Below are 25,262 nucleotides of genomic sequence, written 5' to 3'. Positions count from 1 at the left end.
TAGGCCAGAATCAACCCCTCTGTCAAAACAAATATCCTCTGGTCAGGCGGCCTGCGCGGCCCCGGCCAATACAATAAGGAGTATGCATGACGCCTGCAGAAGAAATGTCGCGCCTTGGCGCGCGGGCAAAGGAAGCGGCCAGGGCCATAGCCAAGGCCCACCCCGATGCCAAAACGCAAGCCCTGCTTGGGCTGGCGCAACTGCTGCAGGAGCGGGAGGCCGAAATTCTGGCCGCCAATGCGGAAGACCTTGCTGCGGCCCGTGCCGCCGGGCAGGATGCCCCCCGCCTTGACCGCTTGACGCTTACCCCCGCCATTATGGATGAAATGCGCGCAGCCTGCCGCCACGTGGCCAATCTGCCCGACCCCGTAGGTGCTACGGAACGCCAGTGGCAGCGCCCCAATGGATTGCTTGTGGGCCGTATGCGCGTGCCGCTGGGCGTGATCGCCATGATCTACGAGGCGCGCCCCAATGTGACCATCGATGCCGCCATTTTGTGCATCAAGGCGGGCAATGCGGTTATTCTGCGCGGCGGCAGCGAGGCTTTGCGCTCAAACATCGCCCTTGCCAAGGCCCTGTGCGATGCGCTGGCCCAGGCGGGACTGCCCGCCGATGCCGCCCAGCTTGTATCCATTCCCGGACACGAGGCCGTCAACGCCCTGTGCAAGCTCGACCGTTATATTGATGTTATAATTCCGCGCGGCGGCGAGGGCCTTGTGCGCGCCGTGACCGAGGCTGCCACCATGCCCGTGCTCAAGCACTTCAAGGGCGTGTGCCACGCTTATATTGATGCGGATGCCGATCTGGACGTAGCGGCGGAGATTGTTTTTAACGGCAAGGTGCAGCGCCCCGGCGTGTGCAACGCGCTGGAATGCCTGCTGGTGCACCGCGGCGTGGCCAAGGATTTTCTGCCCAAGGTGGCGGCAAAGCTTGGTGCCGCCGGGGTGGAATTTCGCGCCTGCCCGCAATCGCTGCCCCTGCTTGGCGCAACTGCCGTTGCTCAGCGGCCTGATGATCTGGGGCAGGAATTTCATGCTCTGGTGCTTGCCGTGTGCGTGGTGGAAAGTATGGATGCCGCGCTGGATCACATTGCCCGCTACGGCTCAAATCACACGGAAATCATCTGCACCAACAACCACGAGCATGCCATGCGCTTTTTGCGCGAGGCGGATGCTTCCATGGTGGCGGTCAATGCTTCGAGCCGTTTCAACGACGGCGGGCAGCTTGGCCTTGGCGCGGAAATAGGCATTTCTACCTCAAAGCTGCATGCCTACGGTCCCATGGGCGTGGACGAACTGACCACCACCAAGTTTGTGGTGCTTGGCCAGGGGCAGGTGCGCGTATAGATGGCGGAAGCGGCGTCCCCCCCGCCGGGCCGGGCCATTCTTGGCGGCAGTTTTAACCCGCCCCACGTGGGACACCTGCGGCTGGCCATTGAGGCCCGCGAGGCCTTGGGCGATCTTGTGCAGGGCGTGGATATGGTGCCTTGCGCCGTGCCGCCGCACAAGGCGCAGAGCGCCATGCTGCCCTTTGATCTGCGCGCCCGGATGGTGGAAGCCTGCGCTCAGGGCTTGCCCTGGCTGCGCTGCAACCGGATGGAGGCTCAGCGCCAGGGGCCGTCGTATACGTGGGATACGCTTTGCGCCTACCGTGAGGCAGAGCCGGATACGGATCTGTATTTTATTCTGGGCAGCCCGGATTTTGCCTTGCTCTCCACATGGCATAAGGGGCTGGATTTGCCCCGGCTGTGTCATTTTGTGGTTGTGCCCCGCAAGGGGCATACCTCTGCCGATTTTATCACCGCCGCTAAAACCATGTGGCCCGATGCCGCAGAGCGCGCTCCATTGTTATCTGCCTGCCCGTGTATGACCTTGCCGGGGGGCGGGCTGGCGCATTTTCTTTCTGTGCCGTGGCTGGCGGTGAGCGCCTCTCGGGTGCGACAGCTCTGGCTGACGGGCCGCAATGTGGATTTTCTTGTGCCGGATGCGGCCTTGCAGATTTTGCGAAACAACGCTCAAACAGTGCGGCATCACTGGCTGGAGGACGGCTCGGCATGCTGACAACTGCTCCCAAAGAAATCAGGGAAAATATCGCCCGTGCAATGGGCTATCTGCGGCGTGATGAAGTTGAGCGCGCCCTTGTGACCATGAGTGAAGCGCTGCGGCTTCTGGCCGGGGTAAAGCTGATGCGTTCCGCAAGGGCGGAACTGGATATCCAGATCGGGGAATTCTTGGGAGGCATTGTGCGCCATAGCGCGCTGCAACCGCTGCTTGATCCCGGCAATACGGGTAAACCGCGCAGCATCACCCTGCAAGCGGGCAAGGAAGCAACGCTTTCAACCGTGCTGGATGGGCTGGCCAAAATTCTGGAAACTGCGGCGGAGCAGGCTGTGCAGCAGGAGGCGGAGGCCCGGCTGGAGCGGAAAAAGCAGCTCATCAGCAGCGGGCTCGATTTTTTGCGCGAGGGGCAGGTTGCCAAGGGGCGCGCTTTTTTGAAGCGCATAGTGGAAGAGTTTGGCGACGAGGACGGCATTCGCCTGCAGATGGGCCAGATTTTTGCCGCTGCCGGGCTATTTGCCGAAGCCGCCACCATGTATGAGGAAGCTATGACCATTCAGCCTCGCGAGGCCTCGGCCTACACCGGGGCCGTGGCAGCGTGGATGGAACTGCGGGAATACGAAAAGGCCGAGGCGGTGTATCAGGCGGTGCTGCGCACGTTTGGCGGGCATGCCTCCACCTTTGGCAAAATGTCGAAAATGTACCTTGCCTGGCGTAAAAAACAGGCTGCGGAAGATAACGCCCTGCGCGCCTTGCAGACAGACCCAGAGCAGGCTGACGCCCTGGAGGTCATGGCGGCGCTGGGCAAGCACTAGGTGCGGCGCGGGCAAGCACTACGGGCGGGTTGGCAGGATTTGGGTGAAGAACGCGACTAGAGCGATATCGCGGAATAGGTACGCTGGCTTTTACCTTGGCCTGCTTCCCGGTCCATTCTTGCCGGATGATCTGCTGTCCTCGGCCTTGCGCCTATGTCCATGGGGGCGTTCCCCTCAGGTTGCCGGGGGGACGTAAATAAAGGAATTGCGGGCGACTCTTAGCCATTTTGAGACAAAGCACAGCGGCGACGCGCCATTGTGAGACAGAAGCATTGCCTTTCACCCAAAGATAGGCTATATACCGCCTTCGGCTGCAAGCGGGGCACCCAACGCCCTTTGTGGCCTGCGGAGAGGTAGCGAAGCGGCCGTAACGCGCTCGACTCGAAATCGAGTTAGGGGTTAATAGCTCCTACGTGGGTTCGAATCCCACCCTCTCCGCCATTAGTAAATAATTTGAGCTGGTTACAAATGTGACCAGCTCTTTTTTTATGCCTTGATTTTGGGTGTGCCTAGGGACAATTCGTGATTTCATTCGTGATACTGTTCGCAGCTCCTTGCAAAACAACACGATTCAGGCGTTCGCGCTTTTTTAAAAAAGGCTAAAAAAATAGGTAAATTATGCCTAATTAGCTGACAAGAATGTGTGCAATTAGCCTGCAATCATTTGCAAATGGCTGCATAGAGTGCAGTGGTGCCTTTCTCTTCTTCGCCCCTGGCCCCGTAGATTTGCCTGCCCTTTGCGCAGGCTCTGGGATTGCACAGAAGCGTCAAAAAAACGCCGAAGGTTTGGGGCGGAGGAGTGCTTTTTTTCTGGGGCGCGCGGCTGTTAGGCGCGGTAAGGGACAGGGAGTGGAAGCCCGGGCACAAGTGGGGCGGATTAGTGCTGAAGGCGGCAGAGAACATGCCAGAAGCTGGCTGGAGATATAAAAAAAGGCGGGAAATCCCGCCTTTTTTGCTGTTTTTTGCCGTGTTTTAGTGGTGTTGCGCAGGGCTTTGGAGATTGTCAGCCTCGCACCTGTGGCAATCCGTTCTTAATGTGTTGTAGGTGCGGCAACGTGGGCACTTGATGACCAAGAGGTCTACGTAGCCTTCAGCCAGCTTTTTGCCGCAGTGCTGGCAGCGCAGTTCGGGGAGCGATTGGGTGGTGGTTACGCGCACGGCTGACCCTCCAGAGGAAGGCCAGCCAACTCGGCAAGCCAGTGGGCGCTGACGCGGAAGTATTTAGGGGAAAGCTCCACCCCGATGTACGGATGGCCAGTTTCAACACAGGCGGCCCCGTGGGAACCGCCGCCCATGAAAGGATCCAGCACGCTTCCGCCTTCAGGCGCGATTGCCAACAAATTGCAAATGAGCTCCACGGGTTTGGCCGTAAGATGGTTTTTGCGCGCGGCAAGTATGGGGTGGGAGTACATTCCGGGCAGGCATAGCCTCGTATGGGGGATAAAATGCCCCTTGACGCCGAAGACCACGAATTCACATTGCTGCTTGAATTTGCCGATCTGCGGACGTGCGCTGCGTTTGTCCCAGGGGATTATACCCATCCATTTCCAGCCGGCCGCCTGCACGGCGTCCGTGAGGCTGGGCAACTGCCGCCAGTCGGTAAAGACAAGGCACACGGCACCCTCCCGGGCTACGCGCAAGCACTGGGAAAGCCACAACGTACTCCACAGGATCCAGCTATGCTGGTCTTTGGCATCGCCCAACATGGCTGGATATGTGCGTTTTGTGCCGGTCGCCTGGTATTTTTGCGCCGGATCAGCCTGCCGGGTAGACAAGGTCGACCCGCCGCTTGAGTAGGGCGGGTCAGTCAGCACCATGTCGACGCTGTCGTCAGGCAAGGAGCGGAGCACGTCCAGGGCATCGCCCTGGAACAACGTAATGGACGGGGAAAGGGTAAGCGATTGCATGAGGAGTCCGAAGCCTCGTGGGCGTGGTGTTGGGGCTCGTGGCTCTCATGGGTTGTTGCTTTATCCACCCACCGGGGTGCCGGTGGTGGAGCTGCCGGGCATGACGCCCGTATGGGTATGACCACGCAGGGAAACGGCCCCCGCGGTAACGTCCTTGTCGGGTACATCCACCCGGCCATTGCGCACGGTAAAGTCGCCGTAAAGTGTGGAGCTGCCCGGGCCGCCCTCGTAGCCCTCTGTGGTGAGGATGCCCTGAATTTTGACCACAGGCGCGCGCAACAAAAGCTCCTGAGCGCTTTCGATTGTGACCTTGCCCCTGGCCTTGATGGTTTCCTCGCCTTCCACGGTTATGGTGTCGGCTCCCTGCACGGTCAGGCCACGGTTGCCAGCAATGTCGATCTGGCGGTTGCCTGTGACCTTGCTTGTGTGATCCTTGCCCACGGTTTCCTGCGCGGATCCTGCGGTGGAGTGGGTGGAGTCGCCCCCTGCCGTGAGGTTGAGCGCGCCCAAGCTGCCCAGGTCGGCCCGCAGGCCTGCCAGCAGTGTCAGCACCGTGCCGGCCTCGATGGTTTTGCAGCTCCCCACGCTTTCGGTGCTGTGGGCGGCCACGCTGCGGTTTTCGCTGCCAAGGTCTGCGGAGTAGTTCTCCGCCTTCACGGTGCGGGCAAGCGAGCTTTCGTTTATGTCGGCGCTTGTTTCGCGCTTCCAGTTGCCCTGGGCGTCCACGCGCTGAAAGCTGGTGGGGCTTTGCTGCATGAGCACCTCGCCGCGTTCAAGCGCGGGCAGGCTGACGCCCAGGGGGAAAATTTGCCGGATGATGGGGTGATCCTGCCGACCATAGGCGAAGCCAACCACGCACAACGCGCCCTCCTCGGGAAAGCAGAACGTGCCGCTCTCCTGCCCGCCGCCCACGCTCACGGGCAGCGGCACGGCGCTGTACTTGGGAAAGCTGGCGTCCGGCTCCATGTCCGGCCCGAGAATTTCCAGATCCACGGCATACCGGGGGCGAAAGCGTTCGCTGGTGGCTCCCTCTGTGGGGGAATCCCCCGCGGCAAGCACCCGGGCGTAGCGATCAAGATGCAGACCGCCCGCCAGTTCCGGCAGCAGCTCCATGACGATTTTTTTTATCATTTCGCGCATGGTTACACGTCCTCAAAGCCCACGGTCATGTTGTGGCCGGAAAAGCGCACCATGCGCACCCTCTGCCCGTTGAGCACAGCCCCCGGGCGCATGGTGGGCACGGCCGCAATTTTGCGGGCCGCGCTGCCAGCAGCGGTAAAAAACTCTTCCGAGATTGTGCCGGGCCTGTCCGGCCAGCGGGAATCTGCCCAGGAGCCCACAAATATTTTGCCGTCGCCCTGGGCCTGCCAGTGGTAGTCGGCAATGCCGAAAATGTCGCCCGCGCAGGCCAGCCCGTGGAAGCCGCTGCCGTGCCCATAAAAGGCCGGCGCTTTGACCGAGGCATACGGTTTATCCGGCAGGATGAACTCAAGCCCGGTAGCGGCGGCATACGCGCCCAAAACGTCCTTGAGGGTGGCGTGGCGGATGGCCAGCGGGATGTTGCTATCCAGCCGGGCCGAAATTTCGCGGCAGAAGAGGCGGCGCTGCTGGCCGTCCACCCGCACGGCGCGTTCAACGTCGCCCGTGAAAAACAGGGTCATGCCGTCTGAATGCGCCCAGCCAAGGGCGAACTGCACCATGCCCGTGAGCGCTTCCGCCTGCTCGTCCGTAGCGCGCACCTGAAACACTGCGCGCCCGGGCCGGTTGTAGTAGAGGGCCACGTTTTCGGTGACCAGGCCGTATTCCTGCCCATCAACCATAAGTTTTTTGCGTAACCGCATGGCCTACCCCCACCAGTCATCCAACTTTTTGAGTCCGCGCTGAAAGATGTCCATCTGTTCGGTTTCCGCCGTGGAGCCTTCCGGAGCTGCTGCACCGTCCACCTTGTCGCCGTTGTTCTGTTGAGCGGCAACGGCGGGGGTGCCCTCACGGTCTTCAGCCATTTCAGACACGGACTTGTGCTCGGCAAGGCTGAAGGTCAGGAGCCACATTGCCAGCCCCTCTTGTGGATCCACTTTCACATCGCCGGAAAAGCGCCCCTGGCGCATGCCGCCTGCATTGGCCACGCGGTTTGTGATGGTGAACAGCCTGCCGTCGCCCTTGCTCATGGCTTCAGCCAGGGACATAAATGCCGTGAGTTTGTCCTCATCCTTGAAGCGGATCTTGGTCTTGACCTCCAGCTTTTTGCCCTTCTTGCCTTTTTCCGCCTTTGACGTGCTGGAAGAATCGCCGCTGGCGTCCTCGTCCTTGATGGGCAGGGTGAGCGAGACGGTCAGGCCGAAGCCGGGAACGGTGTAATCATCGAGGAGCAAGAAGTCTGGCATGGCTGTATCCTATAGGCCGAAAAGTTCTTTGTAGTAGGCCACCTCGGCCCTGGTGCCGTACCACGAAAGCACGGTGCAGCACTTGAAGCGCTCGTCCAGGGGCGGGGCAAGGCTGGCGAGGGCCTTGGCCGCAACTGCGGCTGCCCCGTCCACATACACGCCGAACCAGGCGGAAAGATCCACCAGGGCGGCAAGGTCGTTGCCAACCGCCGCCAGATCCTGCTGCGCTTTTTGCACCCTGGCCTGTTGCCGTCTGGCGAAATTGGCCATGACATCAGCGGGCGGCTTTGCCGCGGCTTCCATGCCTTCAGCCTGCGCCACCATGGTTGTCATGGCCCGGCTGGATCGGCGCGCCTGCGGCAACTGGCGCGGGGCGACCTTGCTCCACGGCGGGTAGGCTGGCGCTGCCGGCACAACAAATTTTGTCTGCTCCAGATCTGCCACCCCCTTGGCCCGGCGTTGCAGCTTTTGCAGCTCTGGCAGGGGAAAGGCCTTGTTGAGGCTGCCAAGCGCACCGGCCAGGCTGGACTGATCCACGGCGGCGGTAAGCACCAGCACCAGTGCGGAATCCATATTCGTCACATCGTCCACGGTCAGGCCGCCAAGACTTTGCGCCGTGAGGCGCAGCGCCTGCGCAGGCGTGAGCCACGCGGCCTCGCCCATGCGGCTGCCAATGCCGTACTGGTAGGGCGATACTTCAAGAAAACGCGCCGTACCTTCCAGCGCAGTGCCCAGCCCCTTGCGCATGTCCTCGGCTGAAGGAAACTCCGGCATTTCCGGCAGGGGCGGAAGTGAGAGGTTGCCCAGATCCGCCAGACCATCACTGATGCTTTGACCCACGGCCGTGAGCGCTCCGCCCACCCGCTCGGCCATGTCGGCAATGCTGGTGGGCTGGCGAAGCCGCAAAGGGGAAAAGGAGACGGTCATGCTTCCCCCAGCCCGTCGAACATATCAACCAGGTTGCCCAGGCGCTTGCGGCCTTCTTCCGGCATAAGCGCGTCAATGCTGCGGACAAGTTCACGGGCAGCGGCGAGGGTGATAAATTCGTTGCAGTTTTCAACGCGGATCCAGCCTTTGTTGCGGTAGCACTTTGTGGCCAGGGCAAGTCCGCCCGTGTTGGCCGTGAGCCCTCTGCACACGCCCGGCAGGTATGTTTGCCAGCGCAGCAGCCCACTGGGGCCATCATCGTTCCAGGCCTGCCCAACGTGCGCGAAAATATCGGCAATGGTTGTGCGCAGTCCTAGGCTGAAGATACCGCCGCTCTGGGTAAACAGGCAGCGCTCCGCAGCTATGCGCCCGCCCCTGTGGGCCCATCCCCCGAACGAGCGAACATCGAAAGCGCGGCCCCAGTTGTGGATCCAGCAGCGGCGCATGGTCAGCTCCACGCAATCCTGCACTTCAGGGCAGCGGCGGCCTGCTCCCATGATGAAGCAATCTTCCATTTCCCAGTGCCCGAAGCGCATGTCGTTGCCGGGGTGATCGCCATTGCCAGCAAGTACGGCTTTGATGCCGCCGAGGATAACGCAGCGCTGCAAACGCACTATTGCCCCATCCACACCGCTGATAACTTCGTCCTGTTTCGCGGCGGGGTAGTCGCGGAAGTCGAACACGCGGTCGCTGATGATGGTCACACGCCCAGGGCCGCGCGCGGTGGCGCCGTCTTCCTTGGGGGATGTAGGGCCAGTGCAGATGCCGCCCCTGATCTCGGTAGGCAGTGCGGTGGATAACATGCGGGCCTCCTACACGGCGTAGCTGACGGTGATGGCCTGCACTTCTTCAGCCGTTTGGGCCGCTTCCACTGCGGACAGTAGCGCATCGCGGCGAGCGGTATGGATGGCGAGCAGGGCCGCGAATTCTTCCGGGTATTCGGTCTTCCATTCCTCCAGCACCGTGTACACGGCATAGGCGCTGGGGGGAGTGCTGGTGCTGGGCATGGTGAGGCTGGCAATCATGGCAGAGTCAAATCCCGCATTGATGACAGCGCGCTGTGTGGCTTGCGCTTCGGTGAGAGAAATGAGGTTGCCAAGTGGCAATCCGTAAAACGCCAACGCATCACGAAGGCCAGTTGCAGACAGCGCACCCATGGTATCTGGGGCTGTGCCAAGTCCAAGCCCATAATCGAGATATTCCGACAATGCGGCATCCTCTTTGGCGACAAAAGATGCTTTCGCAACAGACCAGATGCGGCCATCTTCCAGCCTATAGAAAGAAGGGATATTAAACATATTGCCCCCCTGAAGAAACATTTCCTGCGATTGTGCCGGGGAAATAAGACGCACCGCCACCATTAACAGAAATAACACCGTTAAGAGTTGCGATATAACGATTGCCAGTGACAGATCCAGAAATTGTCGGATTGCTAGTGCCGTTGCGAAAGATACTGCCTAGAGTTTGTGCGCAAGCACAAGCAACACTAACAGCTCCAGACATTGTTATGTGGTCGTATATTTCTATCCGTCCACCACTTGACGCTAATATCATGTGATAGGCTGTCGCATTCGAAACAATTTGTATTCCTGAACTACCAGTTGCCCCTAGATTTATCAGTCCGGAATTATTAGCCCATACCATATAAGAGTATGCACCAGTAACATTTGATGGGAGCCAAAATTTACAGTTACGGCACGCTACTCTGCCTGATGAAACGGCCAAGCACCAAGGATTTATCTGTTGTGCATATGCAGAAACAGTTAGATCAGTTATAGAATATGTTGCATCAACATCCAAAGACATTCCAGCAACAATTGTACTATCGATTCCAGAGCCAACAATGGATATAGACCCAGTTGATGCTTGGTATCTCGGCAGCCTTACCCGTTCCGCATACGTTCCTGGCGCGATATTAATTGTAACAATATGCGTTCCAAGATTATATGATGATGACACTTTGTTAAGTGCCATTTGCACTGTCCGCATTGGAGCGTCTGGCGTCAGACCATTATTCCCATCATCTCCAGATATTGAAACATAAACAGTCATGTCTGCGGCAAGGCGCACATATACGTCAGGTACTATAAGCGTATTGTTATTGTTGATGATTGTAACACCGTCCACGCCTGGAATTGGCAGAATCCCCGCATTCTTGCGCGGTCGCAGATCCGTAACCGAGCCGTCCGCCTCGATGCGGGCCACCAGGGCGCGGTAGTGCATGAGGCCTGTTTCGTCAGCGGCGCTGTCCGCCAGGGGGGCTGCGGGCGGCGTGAGCATGGGCGAGGCCTCGACCACGCGGTCGCTGCCGGTATGTTTGAGGCAGACGTCGAGCCAGACTTTCTGCGGCAGGTTGGCGCTTTCCGGCGCAGCCAGGGGCAGGCTCTCGGCCAGTGCTGCGCGGATGCCGCCAACATAGCCAAGGCCCGGCGCAAAGGCGTAGGCCTCTGCCGTTTTTTGCAGCAGCCAGCCATCGGCATCGAAAAAGGCCTGGCCGTAGATGTCAAAATTGGCGAGGCGCTGGCGCTCATCAATGCCGTTGAGGCGCACGGTAAAATCAAGCTGCCACACGTCGGCGCTGATGGTCAGGCCCGTAAGCTCGCGCGCGCCCGTGAAGGTCAGCAGAAAGTTGCGGGTCAGGTTGTTGCCCGTCTTGCCGTTGGCCTCGTCGTAGCGGCGTTTTTCCAGCGCGGGGAACGTGCCCACGGCCACCAGGGTGTTGTGCTCGCTGCACCAGAGGCCCTGCCAGTTGAAGACAAAGTCGCCCATGTCGCTGCCCAGCATGGCAGAGTAGACCACCTGGTTGGGGTTGACGTAGGCGCGGTATTGCGGGGGTATGGCGTAGCGCAGGGCGATCTGATCCTCTGCCGGCACGGTAACGCCGGGCGCAATGGCCTGGGTGTGATCCTGTCCGGGCACGTTGGCCAGAATCATTGTGTCGATAATGAGGGCCTTGCCCTCGGCCTGAAGGCGGGCAATAAGGCTCTCGCCCGCGGCGGTCAGAATGGTACTCATAAGTGGGCCTCCAGTGTGGCGGCATGGTGGTCAAACACGGCCATACGCGCGCCGGCATCGGCAATGGCGCGGGTGCTCATGGCGGCTTCTACGGTTTCCTGATGCCAGGAAAATCGGCCCACGTGGGCCAAGGCCGGAATGGGAATGCGGCTGTCGAAGTAATAGCGGCGGCAGGTGCGGCCATAGTCCTCAATGATGATTTCCAGCACGTTTTGCTGGTCGGGAAACTGCGAATCGTCGGCAATGATGCCCACGCGATCCCAGTCTTGCCCGGGTACGCGCTCGGCCAGGGAGAGGCCCCCAAGCTCCAGGCGCTCAAAAATGCGGCCCCAGCCTGCCGTCTGGCCAGAGTCGCGCGCGTTGGCGTAGGCATGGGTGACGCGCAGGCGGTAGAGGCGTTCCGGCTCGTTGCTGTAGCGGGCCACGCCGCGCTGCCATGCCAGCAGATCCAGCACGGGCAGGCTGCACGTCATGGGGTTGAACTGGCGCGCCGGCCAGATGGCGGCATCCCCCAGACGCTGAAACCAGAGCTGCGCAGCCTTGCACAGGGCCTGCGCGTTGGCCCCGTTCATCCAGAAGCTTACTTCCGGCAGATCCAGCTTGCTGTCGTCGCTCATTGCCCGGCCCCCAGCACAACCTCAAGGCTTGCCAGCACAGGCAGCGCCCGGGCTGGCACAATGTCCACCCACACAAATTCGTTCTCGACGGCTTCGCCTGCCGCCGCAGGGCGGGTAAACTCCACGCTGCGCAGATCCGGCAACTGGGCGTGCAGCTCCTGCGAGAGGGTGGAGAAGGAAAAGCGCGTGAGCGGCAGCACTCTTGTAAGAGTGAAGTCGGTATTCTCCCTGAAGGCGCAGCGCACCCTGTTTTCCACGCCAAGGCGCAGGGTTTCAGCCCGGGCCGCATCCATGCCCACAGGCGGGTAGACGGTGACGCGCAGATCCACGGGCGTGGTGGTTATGGCCATGCAGCGCAAGTCGTCGCCGTGCCCGTGGTTGCCGCTGGTCTGGATAAAGGTGTTGATGGCCTCCACCAGCTCCTGCGGCGGAACGCCGGATTCGGTCATGATGTGGGCATTGGCCGTGCCCGGGCCGCGCGGGGCGTCTTTCTCAAAAAATATGTAGTCCACGCGGATGCCAGCAAAGGCGGCGATCATGGCCCGGTAGGCGGCATCGTGGTGGTACTGGCCAACGGCCGCAAACTGGTTGCGGCTGCGCAGACGCAAGGCTTCGTCCGATTCTTCGTCCGCACCTTCTACGGCCAGCCAGCCGTCCGCATTGGTGACGGAAGCGACGCCGGAAACGGGCTTGGGCAGAATGGAGTAATAGCCCGGGCCGAGGTTGTAGGCAGCGCCAGTGGCTTCAGCCTGCACGGCAACCAGGGCGCTATCCTGCTTATCGGGTATGACGGCGGCGGCAAGGGTGGTGAGGCGGTAGGTGGTGCCGTTGATGGCCGGGCTTTCCACCACCGTGCCGGCAGGTATGACCACAGCGCCAGCGGTGCCGGGGTTGCGGCTGAAGGTCAGACTGCCCAGGGCGGATACAGCCCCCTTGCGGGTAACGTCCACGCCCCAGGCGAACACGTCGAGCCATGCGCCGGCAGCGTATTTTAAAAAGACGTTGGGCAGGGCATGCTTGACCAGCAGCGTGAGCAGCCACTGGCTGGGCTTGGTGGCAATGGCCGACATAAGCCGCCAAAAGGGCGAAAACTCCGAACTGTTGGAGAAGGGCGAACCGGCCTCCACATTGCACTGGGCCCAGGCCTGCTGCATCTCGGCTTCGGTTGTGGGCATGCCAGCCTCTGCGGCCATTTGCGTGAACAAGGCGTCTGTGGTGTTTGTATCAGCCATTTGCTTGCTCCGCCTGGGCATAGGTGAGTTGCAGGGTCAGCTCGCCGTAGTCCACAGTTTTGGCCGTGAGCCAGAGTTCCCCGGCTACGGATTCCGTGATTCTGGCCGTGCCGGGCACGATGCGCCTGTCGTCGTCCACGGCGAGGGTGATGAGCACCATCTGGTATTTGCGTTTGCGCGCATCGCGCTCTGCAATCATGGCCGTGAGGTAGCCGCGCTCGCGGATCATGTGGGCAATGTCCTGGGCAATGCTTGCGCGGTCGGCCAGCTTGAGGGGCTGGCGGCCCACGTCGAGCGCAATGTCGTTATCCACAATGCGCAGATCCCAGTAATTGCCGGGGTCGGTCAGTTGCAGGGGAAAGCCAAGGGTGCCTTTCATTGCCTCACCCCAGGTAGCCCAGGCCGTCAAAATCATCGAGCGAGGGCATGGTTTGCGGCTGAATGGTGATGGAGCCGATGGTCACGGTTTTGCCGCTGTTGTTGGTGGCATTGCTGATCTGTCCAGCCACGCCGCCAGGCAGGATCTGCGACTGGCGGGGAGCGGCAAGAGCGCCCACGCCAGAGGCTTCAATCTTTGGGCCTTCGCCGCTGATGATGCCCAGCTTCTCGCCGATCCAGCCGATGCCGTCGCCCAAGGAGCGCAGCGGAGCCATGAGGGTATCCAGCAGGCCCATGAGGGTTTGTATCCATGTGCCATCGGTAAAGGAGGCGGTGAGGTCGTTCCACCACTGGCGCAGATCCTGAAACATGGTGATAAGACCTTGCCCCCAACTGGTGTTGGAAAACCACGCGACCAGGTCAGACCAGTAGTAGACCAGGGCCACAACCGCGCCCACCAAGGCCATGATGCCCAGGACAACCCAGGTGATGGGGTTGGCCAGCAGGGCCGCGCCGAACTTGAGAGCGCCGACGGCCATCATTTTAAAGACCATAGCCAGGTAGGTTCCGGCAAAGGCGAAAACCCACACCGCCGTTTTGACGAAGACAAAGAGCATCTTCAGCTTGCCGAGCAGGCCAATGAGCGGCCCGAAGATTGTTGTCAGCCCCAAAAAGGCCAGCTTGTTGGCGGCAACGACCAGGCCGAGAATGCCCATGACGCCCGCAAGGGCAATGGCTCCGACAACGATGAGGCCCAGTTTGCCGGTTAGGCCTGGGGCAATGTCCATACATTTTTGAATATACTTCAAAAAACCCACGATCTTGTCCGTCACTTTTTCAATAGTGGGCAGCATGCGTTGAGCAAAGGTGATGCGCACAACATCCCACGCGCCGCCAAGCCGGGCCCATACGTCTGTCATGGATTGGGCCATTTTTTTTGCCTGATCCATGTTGTTGATGCGGCCTATATCGGCAATATTTTTCTTCAGGTTGGTGGTGTCGTTGAGCAAGAGCTTGATAAGGCTCACGGCTTCATCCGAACCGAAGGCCTTTTTCAACTGGTCGGATTCCTTGACGCTCAAGGTGTCGCCAAATTTGCCCTTGATCTTTTCCAGTATGGTGTCCATGCCCAGCATGTTGCCGCTCTTGTCCGTGAACTTGAGGCCCAGTTCTTTTTGGGCGCTGCCCACGCCAGCAAGAAAGGCCTTGTACTTGGTGCCAGCCTCGCTGCCGCTCATGGTGGATTGCAGCATGCCGAGCACGGACATTTGCTCCTGGGCGGAGATGCCCGCGGCCTGGGCGTTGGCCCCCAGGGCGGTAAATGCTGCGCTCATTTCCATGCCTGTGGTTTTGAAAATCTGCACGGCATAGGCGGTGCGGCCGGCGAGCTGCTCCACCCATTGGGCGCGGCCCATTTTGTCCGCTTGCTGCTTATAGATGCCGTACATGGTGCCCATGTAAGCGGTGATGGTGGCGGCGTCTGCCTTGGTGCCCTTGGCAAGAGTGGCCGAGGCCATGGCAAATGTGCCCAGTTCCTTGCCTTCAAGTCCGGCAATAGCCGACTGAATGTCGTAGGACGACCGCACGACCTCGGCGGCGCTGCCCCCATACTGCACGGCGAATTGCTTGGCCGAGGTTTGCAGGTAGGCCAGGGCATCCTCCCCCGTGCCAAGGCTGCGCACTTCGCCAACTGCCCGGTTGAAGTCCACGGCGGGGTTGACCATCTGGTACAGGCTCATGCCAGCGCCGGCAGCGGAAAGTGCCCCGGCCTTGATGCCCTCAAAATCCTGGCGCACGCTGCGGCATGTGCGGTCAATGGCTTTTTGGAAGCCAAGAATTTTTGCACTGCCCTGATCGGACACGCCGATGGCGAACATGAGTTTTTGCAGTGCAGACATAACCTATCCTTTGAAGGCCTGGGCAATGCCGTTAGCTACAGCAATTGCCATCTTTTCCCAGTAATCTTTTTCCAGCCACAGGGCTTCACCCATGCTCTCCTCGCTGGGTTCCATCTGCGGAAACCAGCGGCGCGAAATGGCCAGCATTTGCCCCAGCGCGTCGTCTGTCAGCGAGGCGGCATGGGCTTCTATTTTCCCACTATGATATTCACATCGGGCATGTATTCTTCGAGCAATGCCCCTACCAACTGCACACCGAAGCCGGGCAGATCCACAATTTCGCGCAAGGCGTCCTTGCTGTCTTCGTCCACCGAGCGCATGAGGAAGTTGCGGGCCGGGGCCACCTTGTTGATGTGGGTCAGCTCGTTAATGTATTTGTTGTAGCTCGCCAGGGTGACGGTGAAGTTCAGGGGCTTGTCGTTGACCGTGAGGGAAATTTTCTTTTCCATGAGTAGCTCCTTATTGCGGTGTGCCGGCATTGTCGCCGGGGTTGACCTTGCGTTGAATGTACCTTTCCAGGGCGCAGACGCCCGCCTCATACAGCCTGCCCACAAGCTCCAGCCCACCCCAACCAACCAGAAAAAAAAGAGTGTAGTGCCATTGAGCCGGGGTTTCCGCCTGGATCAGCGGGCAAACCATGTTGGCCGTGACCACGCCGCCCACAACTTCAATAACTGCCTGGCCGAGGGTGCGGCCCTTGCGGGTGGAGTGCATGAGCGCCCCGCCCGCGCCGTACAGACTGGCCGGCAGGAGGATGAATTGCAGGAAGCGTTCAAGGTAGTTGAGAGATTCGGGATCCTGCATGTGCATCCTCGTAAAGCCCGCGCAGGGCTGTTTTATCGTCGTTAGCGCTGTGAACGGCGTCTTGCAGTTCAATGGCGTAGTCCAGCAGCTCGCCGTTGGTCGCGCCCTGGGCAGGCGGCACAGGTTCCGGCGTTTGGGCAAGCAACGCGCCCGGGGGCGCTTGCCGCACAACCTCAACGCGCGGCGCCGGATTGGAGCAGGCGCACAGCAGCGTCAGGCAAAGGGCTGTCAGCCCAGGCAGAAAACGTTTTGTCATCATGGCGCGCGGCCTCCAGTTGCTTGCGCAGGTCGGCAGTTTTTTTGTCCTGGGCGTCACGCTGGACGCGCCAGCCCTCCAGTGCCTTGTCCACATCGCCCGCCCATTCTTTTTGTTCCTGCACGGCGGCGGCGTTGGCCTTGGCGGTTTCTTCCAGCTTGCCCATTTGCACGGCCTGCTCTCGCCCCTGCCAGACCAGCCAGACAACCACGGCCGTGAGCAGCACGGCAAAAACGATGGTGGCTATGGTTTTGCCCATTACTGCCCCCGCGCCATTTGCAGCGCGGCCTCAAGGCAGCGCCGGGTTCTGGAAGTCCAGCCCTTGCCGTACACCGGGAATTTGGGCCGCGACTGGTAGTAGGCAAGGCGCTGATCCGCGAGGGCGCGGAGCAGGGACACAAGATCGACCGCCGCGACCGCGGCAAGGGTTTGCCCGCCGATATCGCCGTCCACGTCCACCTTCTGGCCGCAGGCCTTGAGCGCCTGTTGCAGCAGCTTGGGAGTTGCCCCAGGGCCGGGGTTGAGCATCATGTCCACCAGCATAAAGGCCAGGGCGTCCGGGTATTCCGGCTTGATGTTGGGCCGCCAGTAGCGTTTTTCGTACATGACCAGGGCGTCGGCTTCTGTAAGCTGCTTGACGTCGGCGGCATCTATGACGCCGTTGCCGTCCTTGTCGGGAATGATGTCGCGGTTATAGTTCAGGGCCATGCCCCACTTGGTTGGGCCGCCCGCGTCGCGCTTATCGTCGGTGAATTTGTCGCGCCCTTCCTCGCTCATGCTGAAGCCAAAGGCGCGTCGCAGAACTTCCTTGCGATCCATGTTGGTTCCTTACTTGTCGTTGCTGATAAGGCCTTCGGTTTCTTCAGGCCGCAGGTAGGGCACGCCGTTGATGCGGATAAAGTCCGGGCTGGTCACAAAGTATTTGACCTTGCTGATGTGTTTCTGGCCGCCCGCCTTGTCGAGGTCGAGCAGGCTGTCGAGCACAAATTTGCAGCCGAAGGCCTCGACCTTCATTTCTTCATCCTGCCCGGTTTTGGCGTAGAACAGGATGTCGAAGGTGCCGAGGCCACGCCACGAGCCAGCCGCCTTGGCGGCTTCGCCCAGGATGCCAATGGCCTGGGCGTCCAGTTCCATGTCGCCGGAAGCGCCCGCCTCGCCGTCCACCCATCCGTTGGGCACGCCGCCATCCTTGGCCACATCGGTTTTGTCCTCGATGGTCAGGGTCGCCTTGCCCACGTTCATGGTGAGGTCGCCAATGGAAACATCAAAATTTTTGCCGCTGATGCGTTGCATGTAGAGCCTCCTACGCTGTCGCGGTTGCGTAGTTTGTCAGGTCAAGCAAAAGGTTGCAGGTGATCTTTTTGGGGCAGTTGTAGGGGCGCGCAGCAATGAAGACTTCCACGCTGTACTTGCTGACCCAGGTGAGGGTGATGTCGCCCTCCTTGGGCGGTTCAATCTCGCCGGGAAAGACGATGCCCAAAATGGTGCGGCTGCGGCTCATGGCGCGCAGCGGAGCCATGAAGGCTGTCTGCGCCTGGGCAATGCTGGCCGGTGTCTGGTTGAGGCGGCGGTCGCCAATACGGGCCACGGCCAGGGGGTACACGCGGCGCATGCACTTTTGAATCACGCGCAGGTTTTCAATGACCTGAAAGTCGCCGCCGTTGACGTCCAGCACGTTGCCGTCGCCCCAGTACATGCCCTCATAATCGGGGTACCACTGCGGCACGGAGAAGCGCGCGGCGTCCAGCGCCTTGAGCACGGAGAGGTCAATGACGCGCCCGGTTTTGTCTGTGGGGCGGTTGCTCCACACGCCCACCAGAGCGCCAGTGGCCACGCGCATGGGGCTGTCGGCCACGGTGACGGCCTCGCTGGCCAGCCGCCCGGCAAGGGTGCCCATCTCGTGCCCCCAAAGGCTCACGGTCAGCATGACCTGGTCGGCGGCGATGTCCGCCTGAAGGGCAGAGGCCAGGGCATGATAATCGGCAAAGGTCTGGCTTGCGCTGTTGAACTGGGGAGCGCGGGCCATGATCCAGAGGGGCCGCATATACTTGGCCATGATGCTTTCGGCCAGGGCCTGCATGGCTTCCACGCTGGTTGCCCTGGTGACGGGATCGGTGCGGATGATGGCCTCGACCTTGACGTGTTCCATTGCCGTGTTGACGGCGCTTTCAAAAGCTGCATCCATAGCATCGGGCAGAGCGTCAGGCGTGGATTCGGCTACGGTGTAGGGCAAGACGCAGCCGTACCAGTTTTGCCCGGCATTGAGGCGCGCTGCCGTCACCTGGGTTTTGAGGTCGCTGGCGGTTGCCCCCAGCACGGCGTCCAGATCCGTGGACTGGTCGATGGTGACGATCTTTCCGGTATTTTGGCAGTCAGCCGCCGCAATGCCGGTGAACAGCATGTAGTTTTCAACGCTGGTCAGCTCGCCCTGTTTCAGGTTGAGATTATTTATCTGTACGGTTCCAAGCATGTTGTACCTTCCTGCCCTGTTATGCGCGGGCGGCTGTGAGCAAACTTTTGACGAGCTTTCGGGACAGATCCTCGGCCTGCTGCGGCGTAACGCCGAGGAAAGGCCGCGCCGGCACGGTGTCGCGCCAGGACTGTTTGCCCTTGGTCTGGCCTGTGCGGATCAGGCGCAGGATCAACCCGGCCTGGCCCAGGGTCATTTTTTCTTCAATCCACTGCACGGTGACGCGCATGGGCCTGCGCCCGCCGCCCTTGGCCGGAACCATGAGGCGGTAGCCCTCGCGCAGCAGAGCCTTGGCCTGGGCGCGGGTGGCGCGGGCCTTGTAGTCCGGCTGCCCGTAGACGGTGCGGGCGCGCTTTGGCCCCCATTCCTCGCCTACTCCTTCCTGGTGGCGGTAGCCGATGGCGGCCATGAGGGCATTGTCCCAACTGACGGTCACGCCCTGGTTGCCTGCTGCCGCGCGCACCTTCATGTCGCGATGCAGCCCCATGAGCATGGGGCGGGCCTCTCGGCGCTTTTGCGCCGGGGTCATGGCCGCGCCGTCAACCGTGCGCTGGCGCTTGATATTTTGCCGGGACAGGGTGCGCACATAGCCGCCCATGCGGCGGGCCAACTTTTGGCGCTCCCTGATCTCCGCAGAAAATCTGTTTAGAACGGCATTGATCTGCTGGTTGCCCGTGATGCGCACGCTAAACATGGTCGCCCCTAACGGCCCCGTGCAGGCCGGTGAGTTTTTCCGCAGGGGTTAGCACGGTAGGAGCCATGCTCCAGCGTGTGCCCTCAAATTTGATGGGGCCTGCGGGATCCTCAATCACGGCCAGGGCCTCCTCAAAAAATATATCCAGCTCAACGTCTGACGTGTCGCCATCGTTGAGCGTGACGGTGATTTTGGGATCTTCCAGCCCCTGGGCGGCGCGATCCGCGTCATGCTCCGCCAGCCATGCCAGCACCAGAGAGAGCAGGGTCATGCCGTCGTAGGGGTAGCGCTCCAGATTGATGACGGCCTCGTACTTCCACACGCCGAGATCCAACTGGCGGCGGGGCTGGTCGTCAACGTAGGCGGGGCCCATGTCCCGGCCAGTCAGCAACAGCTCGCCCTGGTCGGCAAAGGCGCTGCACTGTTCGCGCGGCAGGCCCGAGGATTCCAGCAGGTGTTTGACGAGGGCGGTAAACTTGCGCATGGCTGACCTTACAAAAGTTCAATGTCCGCCCGGGTGCGGCCCAGAATGTCGGCTACGGCATCCTGCGCCCAGGCGTAAAACTGGCGGTATGTTTCCGGGCTTTCCTTGGCGTCGTTCTTTGCCGCCTCGCGCCGCTCAACCGTGGAGAACTGGGGCAACAAGAGCGCCTTGGCGTGGCAGAACACGGCCCGCCGATAGAGCCGCAAGGCCCCCTTGGGAACGCTGGCCAGATCCGCGTGTCCCTCGGCCTCCCTCTGTTGCCGCCACTCCTCAAGCTGGCGCTGCGCCCACAGGGCGGCAAGCTCCAGATGATCCTGCAAGAGCACGTCCGCATATTCCTGGGGGAGGCGGTAGGTCTGCTGGAAGTCCGCCACGGGCAGATCCGGCCACCAGCCATCGCCAGAAACAATGAGGGGGCTTAACCCTTTGGAGACTGCGGAAAAGCTCATGCTGCCTGCTCACTGTAGTGGGGCGGGCCTTGCGTTTTAGGACTATGGCAGGCGTAAAAACGCAGTGCCTCGGGCCGTCACGCAAGGCCGCCCCGGTTGGGTGGGGAGTGCCTAACCCTCGCCAGTTGCCGCCACTTCGGGCTGGTCTGCTGCGGGGGTGATTTCTTCAGGTTCGGGCGCGGTGGTTTCCGCTCCCTGCGCTTTTTCAAGCTTGCGGGTAACGTCGCCCAGGGCGGTTTTGCACTTGGCCCCCAGGGCCAGCGCCGCCTCGTAGTGCGGCTTGGCCGCGGCGAGGTCGCCCGCAAGTTCCGCCTGCTGGGCCAGCACCTTGCGCCAGCGCCCGGTGATAACATCGGGCAGGTTCCAGGCATCGGGCGCGGCGGTAACTGCTGTGCTCCACTGGTCAAGGTAGGGCTGCACAGTGCGGCCGGCTGCGGTTTCGGCTTCCGCCCAGGTGAGCAGGGTGTCCGAAACAAAGTAGGGCAGCTTGCTGCTGAAGCATTCGGGCAGGGTTTGACCGTTGCCAACGCACCAGAGGGCCAGCTCAAGGCCTTCTTCAATCATGCCGGAATCCATGAGCCAGACCAGGTAATAGCCGATCAGCTCGTGCGTGTGCCCGGCCTCGCGCAGGCGGCGCACATAGTCCGCATACTTGGGAATGAGCACATCGCGCTTGGTGATGTCGCGGCTGGCGTGGCTGGACACTTCCTTGAGGGCGCGCAGATCCTCCGTAAGCGAGGCTGTGCAGAAGGCCGCCAACTGCTGCCCGGCCATGAGGCCGGAGGGCAGGCCGGTGGGGGGCGCGGGGGGTGCCACTTCCGGCAACTGGCCGACCACGGTTCCCGTGTTCGCCTTGTGAGCGCGCTGGAACTGGAGCATGAGGCTGCCCATTACCATTCCCCTTCAAGCTTGACGTTGTTGAACTCCCAGGCCACCAGCTTTTCGGGCGTTTCGACCACATAGCCCTCGTTGCGGCTGTTGTAGTCCTCGACCCGGTCTTTCTTGGGATTGTCCACAATCTGACGACGCCAGGAGCCGTCTTGCTGATAGATGGACAGGTTATCCAGACTGGTGATGACAAGCCCGCGCGCGGGGAAGTTGCTCGGCGTTTCCCAGGGCAGGCCGCCAAAGGTGGCAAGCGAGAGCTGGGCAAGGGTTTTTTCCGTAGGTTTGCCGCCCACTGCGGCCATGAGAGCGGACTTTTCCTGCGCGATCAGGTCTGTGCCGATAAGCGCCACCAGATCCTGACGCAGGAAGGAGGGGATGCCCTGCAAAAGGTCGTGCACGGCCACGTCGAGGTTCACAAAGTCGCCGCCAGCGCCAAAGCGGATTTTGCCTGCCACACTGCCCTGGGGCAGCACGTTGGCGGGTTTGTTGTCGCGCATGTATTGCAGCCAGCCCTTGTTCACGTCCTGCAACATGGGATTGGCCACAAGGTTGGTGGTGGCGGCAACGCTTACGCCGTTCCAGCCGATGATCTCCATATCGGAGGCCATACGCGCCCATACATAACGGGAATAGCGCTCGGCCATGTCCTTGAACTTGGCCCAGGCGTCCACGGTGTTGTAGCGCATGTAGACGTCGGACTGGGTGGCTGCCAGTTCGTAAGTGAATTTTTCCAGCCCGAGCACGTCGCGCGGGCTGCGCTCGGCATCACCCGTGGTGTCTGTGCGGCCGGTGACAGGGCCGGACGCGCCGGCCAGGATGTTTTCGCCCTTCAGCTCGTCCACGATGATGAAATTGATGCGGGGCAGGAAGGTGGAGGCTTCCACGATCTTGTCCTTGAGCAACTGCTGTACGGTGGGCGATACGGAAAACTGCTGGCTGACGTCGGCCACGCCAAAGCCTGCGGCAAAGCGGGCGCAGAGAATTTTGAAAAGTTTGCGGGTTTGGTCGCGCATTGCGTTGGCTCCTAGATCAGGGGGGTGTTTTCGTCGGCGGGGCCGGTGGTGTCGGCAACCGGCGCGCCGGGTTTGGCAGCGGCAAAGCGCTTGTCCATTTCGTCCAGCTTCTGGCGCACGGGATCCAGGGCCGTTTTAAAGCTATCGGCAAGGGCGGTGGTGAGGGCCGCGAAGTCAGGCGAGGTTTCGCCCTGGGGCTGCTTGCCATCCGGCTGGATTGTGCCGGGCTTGGGTTCGCCAGCCGCAGCGGGGGCAGTGGTGGCTGCAGGTGCAGCGGCAAACTTGCCTTCCACCAGGGATTTGATTTCGCCGAGCTGGCCTTCAAGCCCTTCAATACGTTTGTTCATGGCGTCGAACTGCTTCTGATCCATTGGGGGTTCCTCACAGGGAAGAAATTTTTTGATGAATGTAGTGAACCAGCCGGGGGCTTCTGTGGTGTCGCTTGCGGGATCCGCGCTGAAGCAGGAGGCGTCCACGGGTTGGCCCGCAAAAATGCTCGCGCTCTGCCCGCCGCAGGATGCGCGGCGCGAGAACTTCAGCTCGTCTGTGCCGAGGCTTGCGGGGCTGTCTGTAACGCCCAGGCCGCCAAGGTAGGACTTGCCCGATCCCGCGAAATTTTCCAGATGTTCAATGCTGAAGCTCAACCGCTGGTCGTACTGGTTGTCCCAGAGGTACTGGGCATTGACCGCCAGACTTGCATAGAGGCTGACCACGCCGTCCGCTTCCTCAACCTTGAGGGCCACAACCGAACCGTAGTTGTTGCCGAAGCGCAGATGATCGGGCCAGATTTTGGCGCGGTAGACGGCAGGGTCGTAGGTTTCGGCCATGTCGCGCAGCCACTGCGGGTCGATGTTGCGGCCGTCTACAGTCGGGCCGGACTGGGCGACTTTGAAAAACTTGGTAATGAGTGCGGGCATGGTGTACTCTCCTGCCCGCAAGAATACCCTCGCGCGTGGGGTGATGGTCAACAAGTGCTTGTCCAGACTAGATAAATCTGGACACAGGGGCCGGGATTCCCGCCGCGTGATCTGCTATGCGTCAGGCATGGATGACGAAAACAGCACCAGCTCGCGCCGCAGCTACCCGGAAGAAATCAAGGACGCCGCGCGCGGCATGTACTTGAAGCGCTATTCCGCCACGGAGATAAGCGAGGCCCTGAATGTGCCGCGCCGCACGGTGTATTTTTGGATTTCGCAGGGGCAGTGGGACGACCTGCTGGCGCACGAAGCCCCGGAGCAGGCCGCGCAAAGGCGGCTGACCATCCTGCTTGAGCGGGACAACAAGACGCCCGGCGAGCTGAAGGAAGTGGACGCCCTGGTGAGCACACTGGAACGCCTGCAAAAACTGCGGGCGGCTGCCCGGACTGTGGGGCGGGAAGTTGCTGAAGCAGAGCCAGGGCCCGCAGGGATGGGCGACCAGGGCAGGGAGCGCAAGCCCCGTAAGGGCAAACAGGTCAAGAATGACGTGAGCCGCCTGACAAAGGCGGATTTTGAAGCGCGGCTGCACAAGCGATATTTTGACTATCAGCAGCAGTGGGCGGCGCAGAAGCTGATTTACCGCAACCGCGCCTACCTCAAGAGCCGCCAGATAGGGGCCACCTGGTACTTTGCCCAGGAGGCGCTGGAAGATGCCGTGCTCACTGGCGACAACCAGATTTTTCTTTCTGCCACCAGAGCGCAGAGCGAGGTGTTCCGCTCATACATAACGGCCATTGCCGCCGAGGAATTTGACATAAACCTCACGGGCAACCCCATTGTGCTGAACACGGCGCACGGCCCGTCCACGCTGTATTTTTTGAGCAACAACAGCAAGAGCGCCCAGAGCTACCACGGGCACGTTTACATCGACGAATTTTTCTGGATCACGAAGTTCCGCGAGCTGTTCAAGGTGGCCACAGGCATGGCCGCGCACAAGAAGTGGCGGCGCACCATCTTTTCCACGCCTTCAGCCCTGACGCACGATGCCTTCAGCCTGTGGAGCGGTGAGGACTTTCAGCAGCGCTATGCCAAGCGCAAGCCCTGGCCGGACGATGCGGCACTGCGCGCCGGCACGGCCTGCCCGGATTCGTGGTTTCGCCAGATCGTTACCCTGGACGATGCCATGGCCGGGGGCTGCGACCTCTTCGACCTTGCCCAGCTCAAGCTGGAATACAGCACTGATGATTTTGAGCAGTTGTTTCGCTGCCGCTTTATTGATGATGCGCAGAGCGTGTTTGCCCTGTCATTGCTTGAGCGCTGCATGGTGGACACGGGCGAGTGGACGGACATTGACCGCAACGCGGCCCAGCCCGTGGGCAACCGCAACGTGTGGGGCGGCTATGACCCTGCCCGCACCGGGGACAACGCCAGCGCGTCCACCCTGTTGCCACCTGATGTGTCCGGCGGCGTGATCCGCCTGCTGGAAAAGGAACGCTGGCAGAACAAGAGCTACTTGTGGCAGGGCGAGCGCATACGCGAACAGAGCCGCCGTTACAATTACGGGCACTTTGGCGTGGACACCACAGGGCCGGGCATCGGCGTGTATGAAATGGTGAAGCAGTTCATACCCATGACCGTACCCATTGTGTACAGCCCGCAGGTCAAGGCGCAGATGGTGCTCAAGGCTCTGGAAGTTATGGAGCAGGGGCGTTTTCAGTTTGACGCGGGCGACATTGATCTGGCTCACGCCTTTATGACGATCAAGCGCACCACCACCAACAGCGGACAAATGACCTATGCGGCCGGCCGCACGGAAAAAACAGGCCACGCGGACGAGGCCTGGAGCGTCATGCATGCGCTGGCGGCGGAGCCGTTGGCGCGGCAAGATTCTGGCGGCGGCTGCGTAATCGCGATGAGTTAGCACGGGCGTCTTTTGCCCTCCGCCTGCGTCAGATTTCGCCCGCTTTTTCGGTCGAGTACCAGAAGAGTGCACTCCCTCAAAACGGGCTCATCTTCCTTGCCGGAGAACAAAATTCATCCCGTGCGGTGATTGTACG

Annotated in this window: 31 protein-coding genes and 1 tRNA gene; 5 read left to right on the top strand and 27 right to left on the bottom strand. The window is 61.0% G+C overall.

All coding sequences use genetic code 11. The features are described from left to right. The first annotated feature begins 86 nt into the window (after positions 1-86). From NE637_RS10505 to NE637_RS10490, 4 genes are all read left to right on the top strand, one after another. Positions 87-1,346, top strand: coding sequence for a glutamate-5-semialdehyde dehydrogenase (locus NE637_RS10505; protein ID WP_227119401.1), 1,260 nt, complete (start codon positions 87-89; stop codon positions 1,344-1,346). Then, positions 1,347-2,060: a nicotinate (nicotinamide) nucleotide adenylyltransferase gene (gene nadD / locus NE637_RS10500; protein ID WP_227119400.1), complete on the top strand. Its 714-nt coding sequence runs from the start codon at positions 1,347-1,349 to the stop codon at positions 2,058-2,060. It abuts the gene before it with no gap. Further along, positions 2,054-2,872: a tetratricopeptide repeat protein gene (locus NE637_RS10495; protein WP_227119399.1), complete on the top strand. Its 819-nt coding sequence runs from the start codon at positions 2,054-2,056 to the stop codon at positions 2,870-2,872. The genes nadD and NE637_RS10495 overlap by 7 nt, the downstream gene beginning before the upstream one ends. A 347-nt stretch (positions 2,873-3,219) precedes the next feature. Next, positions 3,220-3,313, top strand: a tRNA-Ser gene (locus tag NE637_RS10490). 531 nt (positions 3,314-3,844) lie between these two features. On the opposite strand, the gene NE637_RS10485 is transcribed toward NE637_RS10490, so the two are convergent. From NE637_RS10485 to NE637_RS10355, 27 genes are all read right to left on the bottom strand, one after another. Continuing rightward, a complete protein-coding gene (locus NE637_RS10485) occupies positions 3,845-4,030 on the bottom strand; it encodes a Com family DNA-binding transcriptional regulator (RefSeq protein ID WP_227119398.1) in 186 nt (61 codons plus the stop codon). After that, a complete protein-coding gene (locus tag NE637_RS10480; protein WP_227119397.1) occupies positions 4,021-4,779 on the bottom strand; it encodes a DNA-methyltransferase in 759 nt (252 codons plus the stop codon). Before NE637_RS10480 ends, NE637_RS10485 begins: the two co-directional genes overlap by 10 nt. A 60-nt stretch (positions 4,780-4,839) precedes the next feature. Further along, positions 4,840-5,919 carry a phage baseplate assembly protein gene (locus NE637_RS10475; RefSeq protein WP_227119396.1) on the bottom strand — a complete coding sequence of 360 codons (1,080 nt, stop codon included), beginning with the start codon at positions 5,917-5,919 and terminating at the stop codon, positions 4,840-4,842. Between the two features lie 2 nt (positions 5,920-5,921). After that, a complete protein-coding gene (locus NE637_RS10470) occupies positions 5,922-6,620 on the bottom strand; it encodes a hypothetical protein (RefSeq protein WP_227119395.1) in 699 nt (232 codons plus the stop codon). A gap of 3 nt (positions 6,621-6,623) precedes the next feature. Further along, a complete protein-coding gene (locus tag NE637_RS10465; RefSeq protein ID WP_227119394.1) occupies positions 6,624-7,163 on the bottom strand; it encodes a baseplate complex protein in 540 nt (179 codons plus the stop codon). Between the two features lie 9 nt (positions 7,164-7,172). Next, complete coding sequence (locus NE637_RS10460) at positions 7,173-8,090, bottom strand: hypothetical protein (RefSeq protein WP_227119393.1); 918 nt, start codon at positions 8,088-8,090, stop codon at positions 7,173-7,175. Further along, positions 8,087-8,893 (bottom strand): hypothetical protein, encoded by an 807-nt coding sequence (locus tag NE637_RS10455; protein WP_227119392.1) that lies wholly within the window; start codon positions 8,891-8,893, stop codon positions 8,087-8,089. The genes NE637_RS10460 and NE637_RS10455 overlap by 4 nt, the downstream gene beginning before the upstream one ends. 9 nt (positions 8,894-8,902) lie before the next feature. Beyond that, the gene (locus NE637_RS10450) at positions 8,903-9,388 is read right to left on the bottom strand and encodes a hypothetical protein (protein ID WP_227119391.1); all 486 of its coding nucleotides are present in this window, start codon (positions 9,386-9,388) and stop codon (positions 8,903-8,905) included. Continuing rightward, positions 9,381-11,105 carry a phage tail protein gene (locus NE637_RS10445; RefSeq protein WP_227119390.1) on the bottom strand — a complete coding sequence of 575 codons (1,725 nt, stop codon included), beginning with the start codon at positions 11,103-11,105 and terminating at the stop codon, positions 9,381-9,383. Before NE637_RS10445 ends, NE637_RS10450 begins: the two co-directional genes overlap by 8 nt. Next, positions 11,102-11,722, bottom strand: coding sequence for a phage tail protein (locus NE637_RS10440; protein WP_227119389.1), 621 nt, complete (start codon positions 11,720-11,722; stop codon positions 11,102-11,104). The genes NE637_RS10445 and NE637_RS10440 overlap by 4 nt, the downstream gene beginning before the upstream one ends. Next, the gene (locus NE637_RS10435; protein WP_227119388.1) at positions 11,719-12,954 is read right to left on the bottom strand and encodes a baseplate J/gp47 family protein; all 1,236 of its coding nucleotides are present in this window, start codon (positions 12,952-12,954) and stop codon (positions 11,719-11,721) included. Before NE637_RS10435 ends, NE637_RS10440 begins: the two co-directional genes overlap by 4 nt. Beyond that, the gene (locus NE637_RS10430) at positions 12,947-13,333 is read right to left on the bottom strand and encodes a DUF2590 family protein (protein WP_227119387.1); all 387 of its coding nucleotides are present in this window, start codon (positions 13,331-13,333) and stop codon (positions 12,947-12,949) included. Before NE637_RS10430 ends, NE637_RS10435 begins: the two co-directional genes overlap by 8 nt. A 4-nt stretch (positions 13,334-13,337) precedes the next feature. Continuing rightward, on the bottom strand, positions 13,338-15,230 hold the full coding sequence (locus NE637_RS10425) for a phage tail tape measure protein (RefSeq protein WP_227119386.1): 1,893 nt from the start codon (positions 15,228-15,230) through the stop codon (positions 13,338-13,340). Positions 15,231-15,233: 3 nt separating this feature from the next. Further along, positions 15,234-15,377, bottom strand: coding sequence for a DUF6890 family protein (locus tag NE637_RS10420; protein ID WP_227119385.1), 144 nt, complete (start codon positions 15,375-15,377; stop codon positions 15,234-15,236). Between the two features lie 41 nt (positions 15,378-15,418). Beyond that, positions 15,419-15,679, bottom strand: a complete 261-nt coding sequence (locus NE637_RS10415) for a putative phage tail assembly chaperone (protein WP_227119384.1) — start codon at positions 15,677-15,679, stop codon at positions 15,419-15,421. A gap of 10 nt (positions 15,680-15,689) precedes the next feature. Next, positions 15,690-16,034 (bottom strand): hypothetical protein, encoded by a 345-nt coding sequence (locus NE637_RS10410; RefSeq protein WP_227119383.1) that lies wholly within the window; start codon positions 16,032-16,034, stop codon positions 15,690-15,692. Beyond that, positions 16,003-16,290, bottom strand: coding sequence for an Rz1-like lysis system protein LysC (lysC, locus tag NE637_RS10405; protein ID WP_227119405.1), 288 nt, complete (start codon positions 16,288-16,290; stop codon positions 16,003-16,005). The genes NE637_RS10410 and lysC overlap by 32 nt, the downstream gene beginning before the upstream one ends. Continuing rightward, complete coding sequence (locus NE637_RS10400; protein WP_227119382.1) at positions 16,208-16,549, bottom strand: hypothetical protein; 342 nt, start codon at positions 16,547-16,549, stop codon at positions 16,208-16,210. The genes lysC and NE637_RS10400 overlap by 83 nt, the downstream gene beginning before the upstream one ends. Then, positions 16,549-17,109, bottom strand: a complete 561-nt coding sequence (locus tag NE637_RS10395) for a glycoside hydrolase family 108 protein (RefSeq protein WP_227119381.1) — start codon at positions 17,107-17,109, stop codon at positions 16,549-16,551. The genes NE637_RS10400 and NE637_RS10395 overlap by 1 nt, the downstream gene beginning before the upstream one ends. Positions 17,110-17,118: 9 nt before the next feature. Next, positions 17,119-17,583: a phage protein gene (locus tag NE637_RS10390; RefSeq protein WP_227119380.1), complete on the bottom strand. Its 465-nt coding sequence runs from the start codon at positions 17,581-17,583 to the stop codon at positions 17,119-17,121. A 10-nt stretch (positions 17,584-17,593) separates the two neighbouring features. Continuing rightward, positions 17,594-18,760 carry a DUF2586 domain-containing protein gene (locus NE637_RS10385; RefSeq protein WP_227119379.1) on the bottom strand — a complete coding sequence of 389 codons (1,167 nt, stop codon included), beginning with the start codon at positions 18,758-18,760 and terminating at the stop codon, positions 17,594-17,596. Between the two features lie 19 nt (positions 18,761-18,779). Then, positions 18,780-19,454 carry a phage virion morphogenesis family protein gene (locus NE637_RS10380; protein WP_227119378.1) on the bottom strand — a complete coding sequence of 225 codons (675 nt, stop codon included), beginning with the start codon at positions 19,452-19,454 and terminating at the stop codon, positions 18,780-18,782. Further along, complete coding sequence (locus NE637_RS10375; RefSeq protein WP_227119377.1) at positions 19,447-19,938, bottom strand: phage tail protein; 492 nt, start codon at positions 19,936-19,938, stop codon at positions 19,447-19,449. The genes NE637_RS10380 and NE637_RS10375 overlap by 8 nt, the downstream gene beginning before the upstream one ends. An 8-nt stretch (positions 19,939-19,946) precedes the next feature. Continuing rightward, positions 19,947-20,387, bottom strand: coding sequence for a head completion/stabilization protein (locus NE637_RS10370; protein WP_227119376.1), 441 nt, complete (start codon positions 20,385-20,387; stop codon positions 19,947-19,949). A gap of 111 nt (positions 20,388-20,498) precedes the next feature. Beyond that, on the bottom strand, positions 20,499-21,278 hold the full coding sequence (gene gpM / locus NE637_RS10365; RefSeq protein WP_227119375.1) for a phage terminase small subunit: 780 nt from the start codon (positions 21,276-21,278) through the stop codon (positions 20,499-20,501). Continuing rightward, on the bottom strand, positions 21,278-22,288 hold the full coding sequence (locus NE637_RS10360; protein WP_227119374.1) for a phage major capsid protein, P2 family: 1,011 nt from the start codon (positions 22,286-22,288) through the stop codon (positions 21,278-21,280). The genes gpM and NE637_RS10360 overlap by 1 nt, the downstream gene beginning before the upstream one ends. A gap of 11 nt (positions 22,289-22,299) precedes the next feature. Continuing rightward, the gene (locus tag NE637_RS10355) at positions 22,300-23,205 is read right to left on the bottom strand and encodes a GPO family capsid scaffolding protein (protein WP_256267730.1); all 906 of its coding nucleotides are present in this window, start codon (positions 23,203-23,205) and stop codon (positions 22,300-22,302) included. Between NE637_RS10355 and NE637_RS10350 the strand changes: the two genes are divergently transcribed. Then, complete coding sequence (locus tag NE637_RS10350; RefSeq protein WP_306666377.1) at positions 23,204-25,126, top strand: terminase large subunit domain-containing protein; 1,923 nt, start codon at positions 23,204-23,206, stop codon at positions 25,124-25,126. The two genes, NE637_RS10355 and NE637_RS10350, sit on opposite strands and share 2 nt — an antisense overlap. The last annotated feature ends 136 nt before the right edge of the window (positions 25,127-25,262 follow it).

The sequence above is a fragment of the Desulfovibrio desulfuricans genome, from assembly GCF_024460775.1.
In the GTDB taxonomy this organism is placed as follows: domain Bacteria; phylum Desulfobacterota; class Desulfovibrionia; order Desulfovibrionales; family Desulfovibrionaceae; genus Desulfovibrio; species Desulfovibrio desulfuricans_E.
The sequence above is the reverse complement of the archived record's forward strand: the minus strand, read 5'-3'. Positions and strand labels throughout refer to the sequence as shown.

Bases quoted from the DNA above. Each gene is read 5' to 3' on its own strand.
- NE637_RS10460 (WP_227119393.1), bottom strand. From the start codon at position 8,090: ATGACCGTCTCCTTTTCCCCTTTGCGGCTTCGCCAGCCCACCAGCATT.
- gpM (WP_227119375.1), bottom strand. From the start codon at position 21,278: ATGGGCAGCCTCATGCTCCAGTTCCAGCGCGCTCACAAGGCGAACACG.
- NE637_RS10380 (WP_227119378.1), bottom strand. From the start codon at position 19,454: ATGTTTAGCGTGCGCATCACGGGCAACCAGCAGATCAATGCCGTTCTA.
- NE637_RS10385 (WP_227119379.1), bottom strand. From the start codon at position 18,760: ATGCTTGGAACCGTACAGATAAATAATCTCAACCTGAAACAGGGCGAG.
- NE637_RS10415 (WP_227119384.1), bottom strand. From the start codon at position 15,679: ATGGAAAAGAAAATTTCCCTCACGGTCAACGACAAGCCCCTGAACTTC.
- NE637_RS10360 (WP_227119374.1), bottom strand. From the start codon at position 22,288: ATGCGCGACCAAACCCGCAAACTTTTCAAAATTCTCTGCGCCCGCTTT.
- NE637_RS10350 (WP_306666377.1), top strand. From the start codon at position 23,204: ATGGTGTACTCTCCTGCCCGCAAGAATACCCTCGCGCGTGGGGTGATG.
- NE637_RS10420 (WP_227119385.1), bottom strand. From the start codon at position 15,377: ATGCTGGCCATTTCGCGCCGCTGGTTTCCGCAGATGGAACCCAGCGAG.
- NE637_RS10495 (WP_227119399.1), top strand. From the start codon at position 2,054: ATGCTGACAACTGCTCCCAAAGAAATCAGGGAAAATATCGCCCGTGCA.
- NE637_RS10430 (WP_227119387.1), bottom strand. From the start codon at position 13,333: ATGAAAGGCACCCTTGGCTTTCCCCTGCAACTGACCGACCCCGGCAAT.
- NE637_RS10400 (WP_227119382.1), bottom strand. From the start codon at position 16,549: ATGGGCAAAACCATAGCCACCATCGTTTTTGCCGTGCTGCTCACGGCC.
- NE637_RS10390 (WP_227119380.1), bottom strand. From the start codon at position 17,583: ATGCAACGCATCAGCGGCAAAAATTTTGATGTTTCCATTGGCGACCTC.
- NE637_RS10425 (WP_227119386.1), bottom strand. From the start codon at position 15,230: ATGTCTGCACTGCAAAAACTCATGTTCGCCATCGGCGTGTCCGATCAG.
- NE637_RS10375 (WP_227119377.1), bottom strand. From the start codon at position 19,938: ATGCGCAAGTTTACCGCCCTCGTCAAACACCTGCTGGAATCCTCGGGC.
- NE637_RS10480 (WP_227119397.1), bottom strand. From the start codon at position 4,779: ATGCAATCGCTTACCCTTTCCCCGTCCATTACGTTGTTCCAGGGCGAT.
- lysC (WP_227119405.1), bottom strand. From the start codon at position 16,290: ATGACAAAACGTTTTCTGCCTGGGCTGACAGCCCTTTGCCTGACGCTG.
- NE637_RS10410 (WP_227119383.1), bottom strand. From the start codon at position 16,034: ATGCAGGATCCCGAATCTCTCAACTACCTTGAACGCTTCCTGCAATTC.
- NE637_RS10465 (WP_227119394.1), bottom strand. From the start codon at position 7,163: ATGCCAGACTTCTTGCTCCTCGATGATTACACCGTTCCCGGCTTCGGC.
- NE637_RS10445 (WP_227119390.1), bottom strand. From the start codon at position 11,105: ATGAGTACCATTCTGACCGCCGCGGGCGAGAGCCTTATTGCCCGCCTT.
- NE637_RS10395 (WP_227119381.1), bottom strand. From the start codon at position 17,109: ATGGATCGCAAGGAAGTTCTGCGACGCGCCTTTGGCTTCAGCATGAGC.
- NE637_RS10455 (WP_227119392.1), bottom strand. From the start codon at position 8,893: ATGTTATCCACCGCACTGCCTACCGAGATCAGGGGCGGCATCTGCACT.
- NE637_RS10475 (WP_227119396.1), bottom strand. From the start codon at position 5,919: ATGCGCGAAATGATAAAAAAAATCGTCATGGAGCTGCTGCCGGAACTG.
- NE637_RS10370 (WP_227119376.1), bottom strand. From the start codon at position 20,387: ATGAGCTTTTCCGCAGTCTCCAAAGGGTTAAGCCCCCTCATTGTTTCT.
- NE637_RS10505 (WP_227119401.1), top strand. From the start codon at position 87: ATGACGCCTGCAGAAGAAATGTCGCGCCTTGGCGCGCGGGCAAAGGAA.
- NE637_RS10470 (WP_227119395.1), bottom strand. From the start codon at position 6,620: ATGCGGTTACGCAAAAAACTTATGGTTGATGGGCAGGAATACGGCCTG.
- NE637_RS10355 (WP_256267730.1), bottom strand. From the start codon at position 23,205: ATGCCCGCACTCATTACCAAGTTTTTCAAAGTCGCCCAGTCCGGCCCG.
- nadD (WP_227119400.1), top strand. From the start codon at position 1,347: ATGGCGGAAGCGGCGTCCCCCCCGCCGGGCCGGGCCATTCTTGGCGGC.
- NE637_RS10435 (WP_227119388.1), bottom strand. From the start codon at position 12,954: ATGGCTGATACAAACACCACAGACGCCTTGTTCACGCAAATGGCCGCA.
- NE637_RS10440 (WP_227119389.1), bottom strand. From the start codon at position 11,722: ATGAGCGACGACAGCAAGCTGGATCTGCCGGAAGTAAGCTTCTGGATG.
- NE637_RS10450 (WP_227119391.1), bottom strand. From the start codon at position 9,388: ATGTTTAATATCCCTTCTTTCTATAGGCTGGAAGATGGCCGCATCTGG.